The organism is Deltaproteobacteria bacterium, assembly GCA_009930495.1.
Classification (GTDB): domain Bacteria; phylum Desulfobacterota; class Desulfovibrionia; order Desulfovibrionales; family Desulfomicrobiaceae; genus Desulfomicrobium.
In genome coordinates this window covers 1-2,575 of record RZYB01000268.1, presented here as the reverse complement: position 1 = coordinate 2,575, position 2,575 = coordinate 1, and the positions used below count along the sequence as shown (strand labels likewise).

The window sequence follows — 2,575 nt, the reverse complement described above, 5'->3', positions numbered from 1 at the left end:
TTAGGCCGAAGGCACGAGCAGGGTCTGGCCGGTCATTTCCGCCGGCTTGGGCAGGCCCAGAACATCAAGAATGGTCGGAGCCACGTCGGCCAGACGACCGTTACGCAACGTCACCACGCGCGGGCCGACATAGACAAAGGACACGGGATTGATGCTGTGCGAGGTCTTCACGTTGCCGGCCTCGTCGAGCATGTCCTCGGCGTTGCCGTGATCGGCCGTGACCAACAGAGTCGCGCCCAGCCGGGCCACCTCGTCCATGACCCGGCCCAAACACTGGTCCACGGCCTCGCAGGCCTTGATGGCCGCCGGAATGACGCCGGTGTGCCCGACCATGTCCAGATTGGCGAAATTGCAGACAATAAGATCGTACTGACCGGACGCGATTCCGTCGAGCAACGTCTGGGCGACCTGAAACACGCTCATCTCAGGCTTGAAGTCATAGGTGGGCACGTCCTTGGGCGAGGGCAAAAGCTTGCGGTCCTCGCCTGGAAACGGCGTTTCCACCCCGCCGTTGAAAAAATAGGTGACATGGGCGTATTTCTCGGTCTCGGCCGTGCGCAACTGACGCAAACCGTGCTCGGACACGATCTGCCCCAGGATGTTGTCCATGCGCACGGGCGGAAAGAGCACGGGCAGATCGAAAGTCTTCTCGTAGCACGTCATGGTCACATAGCGGCAGGGCCGAAGCGTCCGCCGCCGCGCAAAGCCGCTGAAATCCGTATCGGTCAAGGCGCGCGTCAGTTCCCTGGCCCGGTCCGCCCGGAAATTGAAAAAGAGCACGCCATCCCCGTCCCGCACCAAGCCAGACGGCGCGCCGTCGCGCAGAATAACCCTGGGCTGGACGAACTCGTCGTTTTCACCATTCTCGTAGGCCTCGCCCACGGCCTGATCCGCCGACACCGCCGGGGTTCCCTCGCCCAGGACCAGGGCATTATAGGCCCGTTCCACCCGTTCCCAGCGCTGGTCCCGGTCCATGGCGTAGTAGCGACCCGTGATCGTGGCGATGCGACCGACGCCCACGCGCGCCAAAAACGCTTCCAGCTCCCGGATATAGCCCTGGCCGCTGCGCGGCGGCGTGTCCCGGCCATCCAGAAAGGCATGGATGCAGATGTCCGCCACGCCCTGGGTTGCCAGGGCCTGGATCAGGGCTTCCAGATGGGTCAGCATGCTATGCACCCCTCCGTCGGAAACCAACCCCATGAGATGCACCCGGCCCGTGGCCGCGCGGACCGAATCGGCCAGGGCCGCCAGTTCGGGATTGGCGGCCAGGGAACCGTTTTCGATGGCCATGTTGATGCGCATGATGTCCTGGTAGACGATGCGTCCGGCTCCCAGATTCAGATGACCAACCTCGGAATTACCCATCTGACCGTCAGGCAGGCCCACGTCCCGGCCCATGCACTTGAGTTCCGCCGTGGGGTGCCCGGCCAGAAGGCGATCCATGTTCGGCGTGTCGGCCTGGCTGACCGCGTTGCCCGGACCGGGCGCGGCCTTGCCCCAGCCATCCAGGATCAAGAGCACGCACGGCTTGCTCATTTTTCCTCCCCGGCGGTCACGGCCTCGGGCAGGTCAAAGACCGGCGCCTTGGCGTACAACCCTTCCACATTATAGAGGGCCCGCGTTTCTTCCTGAAAAATATGCACGATGACATCATTGCAATCGACCAGCACCCACTGGCCGTTCTGCATGCCCTCCACGCCCAGGTAATCCCACGCGTTCTCGCCCAGACGCTGCATCAGCTCATCGCCCAAGGCCTGGGCGTGCCGGGCCGACCGGGCCGTGACAATGATCATGGCCTCGGTCAGCGGCGAGATGCCGCGCAAATCAAAAGCCTTGATGGCCGTCCCCTTCTTGTCCGCCAGCCACAACGCGATCTGCCCAACTTTTTGTTCCATATATTGATGTATTCTCCTTGAATGACAAATTTTCATGAAAACGCCTACGCCAATTCCCCCCACAGGGCAATGCGCGCCCCGGTCACTCCCTCGGCAGGGCGGCGAACCCCGACGGAAGCAACACGACGCCCCACGTTTGCTTCCCGCGATTGACCCGTTTTCCAGCCGCTGATATTGGTAGGACCAATTTCTCACCACAACCCGAGGAGCAGCCATGGCCCACGTATCCGTTGGCGGACTGAACGTTTCCGCGCCACTCCATGCCTTTATCCAGACCAAGGCCGCGCCTGGCACGGGCATTGACCCGGAACGATTCTGGAGCGCCCTGGAATCCCTTGTCCGCGAGTTGGCCCCGCGCAACCGCGCTCTATTGGTCAAGCGTCAGGAAATGCAGGAGAAAATCGACGACTGGCACCGGCGGCGGCGTGATCGGAAACACGATGCCGCCGCCTATGCCGACTTTTTGCGCCAGATCGGCTATCTCGTTCCCCAGGGTCCGGCCTTTGCCATCACCACGTCCGGCGTCGATCCGGAAATCGCGACCATCGCCGGACCCCAGTTGGTCGTGCCGGCCACCAATGCCCGCTACGCCCTGAACGCGGCCAATGCCCGCTGGGGCAGCCTCTACGACGCCCTGTACGGGTCCGACGTCCTGCCCGAGGACAACGGCGCCACCCGCG

General features: G+C 63.2%; 3 protein-coding genes. 1 reads left to right on the top strand and 2 read right to left on the bottom strand.

Going from position 1 to position 2,575, the window contains the following annotated elements:
* Together EOL86_13580 and rsfS are read right to left on the bottom strand one after the other, a co-directional pair.
* Positions 1–1,536: a 2,3-bisphosphoglycerate-independent phosphoglycerate mutase gene (locus EOL86_13580; protein ID NCD26606.1), complete on the bottom strand. Its 1,536-nt coding sequence runs from the start codon at positions 1,534–1,536 to the stop codon at positions 1–3.
* Positions 1,533–1,895 (bottom strand): ribosome silencing factor, encoded by a 363-nt coding sequence (rsfS, locus tag EOL86_13575; GenBank protein NCD26605.1) that lies wholly within the window; start codon positions 1,893–1,895, stop codon positions 1,533–1,535. The genes EOL86_13580 and rsfS overlap by 4 nt, the downstream gene beginning before the upstream one ends.
* A gap of 214 nt (positions 1,896–2,109) precedes the next feature.
* Here rsfS and EOL86_13570 point away from each other — a divergent pair.
* On the top strand, positions 2,110–2,575 hold a 466-nt coding region (locus EOL86_13570), incomplete at its 3' end, for a malate synthase G (protein ID NCD26604.1).